A 5,373-nucleotide genomic window follows, 5' to 3' on the forward strand; every position below is an offset into this window, starting at 1 on the left:
CAGTCGTTCGGCACTCTTCTCGCCATAGTCCGCGCCGGTCTTGGCGCCAACCTCGAGCTCCATTAGTCGCTCGGCGGCAAAGCCAATCATCTCACGCAGTAAATCTGCATCGCCGCTCTGTTCGACAAGCGCGCGAAGGTCCATCATAGGTTTGGTCATCGGGTGTCATCCTTGGATCAGATTGAGTCTAGCAACCCGACCTTACTAAGAAACCCGATGGCCACCTGAGCTACACCACCCCGTGGGACACGATCGTCTGTCAGCGCATCGATGACGTCGACCGAGTTGAGCTTGCGTTTGACACGTATCACCAGCACCTGCCCTAGGTGTATTCATCGACGATATTGAGCATCCGCCAGCTTCGCACCTTGTCCCTGCAAGACCTCCACCTGACGCAGCTTCATGACAATGTCTTCCGGCTTCTCGCGTTTGCCTGCCATCTAAGTACTCCTCCATCATACGGGATAAACTATCCCAAAAGGTGGACCACTTCAGTGGGGCAAGACCACCGGTTCTAAGGCTGCTCGGCAAATTGGATACAGATATCCGTGAAGACGGTATGGACCTAATATGGCACCGCCTCGAGCAAGTGTTGCAGAAATTCCCAAGCTGTCTGCCTGTCAGCTTTCTCGACGAGCTGGGTCACCGCAAACTTGCTCGTGCGGTCGATGCTAATGAACAGGAAGAGCTTTCCTTCAGCAGTCTGTACTTCGGCGATGTCTATGTGGAAGAAGCCGATCGGGTAACGTTTGAACTTCGACCGCTTCGGCTTGTCGTCCTCGACATCCGACAGACGTGAGATGCCATGCCGCTGCAGATAGCGGTGCAACGCCGAGCGTGTCAGATGAGGATAGACGACTGCAGGGCATTTTTAGGCGGTCGTCAAGCGGCAGCAGCGTGTTGCGCCGAAACGAGACGAAGGCGGCTTCCTCTGCCTCCGTGAGGATCGTCGAACGCAGCTCTTTGGGGCCGGTCTTGAGGTCATCAACCGTCTTGGAATCGATCCCGAACTCCCGGCTCAACGTCGCGAGCGAAGCTTGCGATTGCTGTATTGCTGCTCTGACGGCGTGCGTGGTCGTGGCGCTTCCATGACGAACTTGTCCCATAGGGCATCCTTCCATTCTAAAGAAAGGATCGCACCATCAAACCGTGGGATTAAACACCTAGCGCCGTGCAAGCCAGCGTTGTAAATCAGAAAAAAGGGCCTCATCTACATCGGGGCCAGCAATACGTAATTCCTGCGCTTCCTTATCAAGCACCAATTCAAAATTGCGTCGCGTCGAAGAAACTTCAGGGCGAGACAATAGGGTAGGGCGGGGCGAAGCCGCTAAATAACGCGCCTCGGTTTCAGCATCGGAAGCCGGCGTAGCAGCAAGACGCTTACTCAAAAAAGCTCCAAGATCTGGATCTGCTTCAAGGCGTTTGACCAGATTAAGTCCTGTACGCTCCGAGAGTGCCGCCGGAAAACGTAAATAGCCATCGAGCGCCTCAACAATCATCATGAAGCTTTTAATTTTCGAACGTTTCGCACGCGAAACATTTCCGAAGAGCGTATTAAGGGCCTCTTTAGGGTTTTCAAAAACTCCTGCTTCAAGCGATTTGACCACGATACGGGCGCGCTCATAAAAACTAATGTCTGCACGGATCTCGTTTTCCTCTACCATCGCTACATAGGCATCGGCAGAACTGTTTGGGTGTCGGATCACGGCCAGAACTGTATTCGTCCCATGCCCCTCGTTGGCTAATTGGCGCAACGCAGCCAAACGACGCCAGCCCGAAATAAGGCCGTAACGCGGGTTAGCCTGCGCGCCACGGTCGAGCACCTCTACTGGAGATTGCTGGCCGCGTGCGCGGATAGAGGACACAAGAACGTCCATCTCTTCGCTAGCGTCTCCTGTCACCAGACGGTCTCGTATCAAATGGCTCGCCTCTACCTGATCGAGCGGTAGCATTTCGACCATGCGACCAGAGGCACGCAGCTCCGCAATCATAGCAGTCATATCCTCAAGCGCAGCACGGTCAGCAGCCTCAGCTGCAACCGAGGCGATTGGAGGGCGATGGCTAACCGTGCGAACCATAGGGGACGCCGAAATAGGTTCAAGGTTTTGAGGGCCACTTTCAGCAGCAGCTGTTGGCGACGAACTGTCTTCTGGAGCGTTCTGCAAAAAACCAGGATTAGCGGGTGTCAAACGTTTGCGCTTAGCCATGAGAAGATCCTTTTTGGTGGGTGAGGGACCGCAGCCTCCCTTAAGGCTGCATCAGACCTTAGACTTTCTACTCTACTACGCTGTGAGTTCATCGCGCCGCCAACTGCCCAAGAGAAGGCGTTTGAAAGCGGCATAAGTCGCATCGAATGTCTGGCGGCCGCGCACATAGGTCTCGCGATTAAAATCACGATAATCTGCTTCGTAAATACCATTAACCTGTTCCCCCGCCTGACCAATGAGGGCGGTGAAATCTTGCCTATGCGGCGAAAGTGTCCGTCCGAAATAGGCCTGCATAAGCGAGGCGAGCTCGCCTTGCTGCGCGCCATCGAAACGAGTAATCACAGCGCGCACTGCATCCCATTGAAAATTCATTTCCTCACGTCCCAGAGCACGGGCAGCCATATTTTCGCCATCCTCAATTGATGAGAAAGTCGAATGTAGCATATCGAAAAAACGCCCTGTGGAATCGAACTCAAGGAAACTTGCACCTAAAGGGACCAAAAGGATATCAGCTGCGGCTAGTCCATTGATGGTCAGGTAGCCAAGCGCGGGAGGCGTATCAAGGAAGATGACATCATAGGCATCAAGAACCCCGTCTGCCTCAAGTGTCTCGGTCAGCGCGTCCCATAGCTTCCAGCCGCGTCCTTGCATGCGCCAGACGGGAATTTGGAACTCTGACCAATAAAGATTAAGCTGCGCTCCAATTAGGTCGATATTTGGCCAGTGTGTTTTCTGAATGATATCGGTGGCTCGCATTTTGAGCGCTTCGGTCAATGTTTCGTCAAGCGGTACTGGGGATTCACCACGGTCGAGTCGACCTTGATTAGCTTTTTGTTGGTAGGCGGCATAATGGCGAGCTAGAAGGGGAAAAACGGTTTCCCATTCGTCTGCTACTTTGCCTCCGAAGATTGAGGTCATCGAGCCTTGGCTATCGAGATCGACAACGAGGACTTTGTAGCCATCGAGGGCCGCTGACATCGCCAGATGGGCTGCGGTTGAAGTTTTGCCGACACCACCTTTAAAATTAGCTACGGCTACCATTTTGGCGGGTAGATCTTTAGGACGGTAGGGACGGTATTCCTTTGTCTTTGAACCTTCCGCAGCAAAATGTGCTCGAAGCTTCAACACCTCATCGAGAGTAAACCACTTGGCTCCAGCTTCTGTATCTGAGCGGCCCTGTGGCAAATCTGGATTAGCGCGTAGGACACGACGGAAATGAGGTGTTGCAACAGGGATCAGATAGCGGGTGATTTCCCAAGTCGAAAAAAGTCGAAGTTCTTTGCGACCGTTTTCGTTCATACCGCGCGAGGCTAAATCGTCGCGCCCGCGTACGCATGACTCAGCGATAGCCGCAAAGCCTTTCGAAGTGATCGGAGCCTCAAGCTCGCGTAGAGCTTGATCAGGATCAATATTAAAGTAGGGCGGGTGCTCAGGATGCTCTTGTGCCATTAATCGCCTCATATGTCGCTTTTTTAGCATCATACCCATAAAGGCAGTACATGGAATAGAAATCGACATATCAGTGACCAGACTTGTCAGTTTGTCTTTTATTTCATGGCATTTTTGGAACATCAGGCCAAGGGTCTGAGGATTTCTATAAAAAAAGTCGTAGTTAAATATGAGTTATTTATAGTGTTACGTCGTCTATATGTTCTTCTAATCCCTTGTGATCAAATATGAAAATCGTACTTTGAAAAACCGAGTGAATCTGAACCCACGATATGATGAATCTGAAACCCCGATCTAGCGACTCTGAACCCACGATTGAATGACTAGACTGATGGATGTGGCTGGCTTACGTTGGGTGTCAATAAAACCACGATAAAAAGTACTGGCTCAATCAAGAGCTCGGTGAGCAGTCAATCGAAGGCTTTAGCCTTCCAATACATGGATCGGAGAAAACTCCGGGCGTGGAGAACAGGCAGATTATGGTAGGCTCGTTGGTGGCGTCGAGAGCAGGATCCTCTTTTGAGGTATTGCAGACTGACTTCTTTCTTTGTGATATATTCGATGCGATCCCCAAGGGGGATCTAGCGACTATGGAGCATCCAATTTTTTCGCTCTCTACGCGGCCTGATCGGCGCATCTTGAACTATGAGCATAACGGGGTCTCTGTTGAGGTAACGCCGTCAATGAAGGGGCTCGCCACAATCCATGATAAGGACATCCTGTTTTTTTGTGTGAGCCAGCTGATGGCTGCACTTAACACCGGACGTGCTGTGTCGCGCCGACTTACTCTTCGCGCTCACGATTTATTACTTGCCACTAATCGTGAAACTTCGGGCGATGCTTATCGACGTTTGGGGGAGGCTTTCGAGCGGTTAGCGGGCACTCGTATCAGGACAAACATTACAACTGCCGACATTGAAATCACTTCAGGGTTCGGTCTAATCGAGAGTTGGGAGATCGTGCGTAAAGCGCGTGGTGGTCGTATGGTGTCCGTTGCCGTGACACTCTCGGATTGGCTATACCGGGCAGTTCTTTCAAAGTCAGTACTCACGCTCAGTCGTGAGTATTTTAAACTACGCAAGCCGCTTGAACGACGGATTTACGAACTCGCGCGGAAACATTGTGGGCGGCAAGAACGTTGGCGGGTTTCGATTGATGTTCTTTTGAAAAAATCTGGCTCGGCTAGCCCACGCCGTGTTTTTCGCAAAATGATCCGTGATATGATCGAAGCAGATACCTTACCTGACTACGTGATGGATGAAGAAGCGGGCGATATAATTTGCTTTCGATTGCGTGAGAGGCTGATGGAGGTCCCTGAAGCCGCAGGACCGGGGCCGTTAAAGTCCGCTACTATGGATCACGCACGCGCGCTCATGCCTGGAGCTGATATCTATGCATTAGAAGCAGAATGGCGGACATTTTGGAGTAACTCTGGTCGACCCAAATTACGTTCGCGCGACGCCGCCTTCTTAGGGTTCGTCCGTAGTAAGGTTAACCGTAGCTAAGTTACTCATCGCCACATGTTTGATCTTTGACCACATTGTGTCAACTCGGTCATTATTCTCTGTCGACACTGTATGCGCTCGAAGTATCCCTCGGGACCTCTGATCTTTTGAGGTGGATATTATTCAAGGGTAAGCGACAAGGAGCCCCCGTGGGTTAGCGGCGAGGCTTGTTCGAGATAGGCTGGTGGCGTTGGTCTGACGCTGAGGTTAAA

At 51.7% G+C, this 5,373-nt stretch carries 3 protein-coding genes and 3 pseudogenes; 1 reads left to right on the forward strand and 5 read right to left on the reverse strand.

Translation table 11 applies throughout. From position 1 onward, the window contains the following. The 5 genes and pseudogenes from VSX56_RS20320 to VSX56_RS20335 form a co-directional block, all read right to left on the reverse strand. Nucleotides 1–159 (reverse strand): annotated as a pseudogene (locus VSX56_RS20320) (IS256 family transposase); the annotation flags it as partial. Nucleotides 160–236: 77 nt separating this feature from the next. Beyond that, nucleotides 237–355 (reverse strand): annotated as a pseudogene (locus VSX56_RS20870) (IS3 family transposase); the annotation flags it as partial. A gap of 213 nt (nucleotides 356–568) precedes the next feature. After that, a pseudogene (locus VSX56_RS20325) lies at nucleotides 569–1,106 on the reverse strand (transposase family protein); the annotation flags it as partial. Nucleotides 1,107–1,163: 57 nt separating this feature from the next. Then, nucleotides 1,164–2,207, reverse strand: coding sequence for a ParB/RepB/Spo0J family partition protein (locus VSX56_RS20330; protein ID WP_350939342.1), 1,044 nt, complete (start codon nucleotides 2,205–2,207; stop codon nucleotides 1,164–1,166). A gap of 75 nt (nucleotides 2,208–2,282) precedes the next feature. Beyond that, the gene (locus VSX56_RS20335; protein WP_434096059.1) at nucleotides 2,283–3,668 is read right to left on the reverse strand and encodes an AAA family ATPase; all 1,386 of its coding nucleotides are present in this window, start codon (nucleotides 3,666–3,668) and stop codon (nucleotides 2,283–2,285) included. A 467-nt stretch (nucleotides 3,669–4,135) separates the two neighbouring features. Here VSX56_RS20335 and VSX56_RS20340 point away from each other — a divergent pair, with 467 nt between their 5' ends. Further along, nucleotides 4,136–5,161, forward strand: a complete 1,026-nt coding sequence (locus VSX56_RS20340; protein ID WP_350939343.1) for a replication initiator protein A — start codon at nucleotides 4,136–4,138, stop codon at nucleotides 5,159–5,161. Nucleotides 5,162–5,373 lie beyond the last annotated feature (212 nt).

Origin of the sequence: Thioclava kandeliae (assembly GCF_040297545.1) — a bacterium.
GTDB classification, from domain to species: domain Bacteria; phylum Pseudomonadota; class Alphaproteobacteria; order Rhodobacterales; family Rhodobacteraceae; genus Thioclava; species Thioclava kandeliae.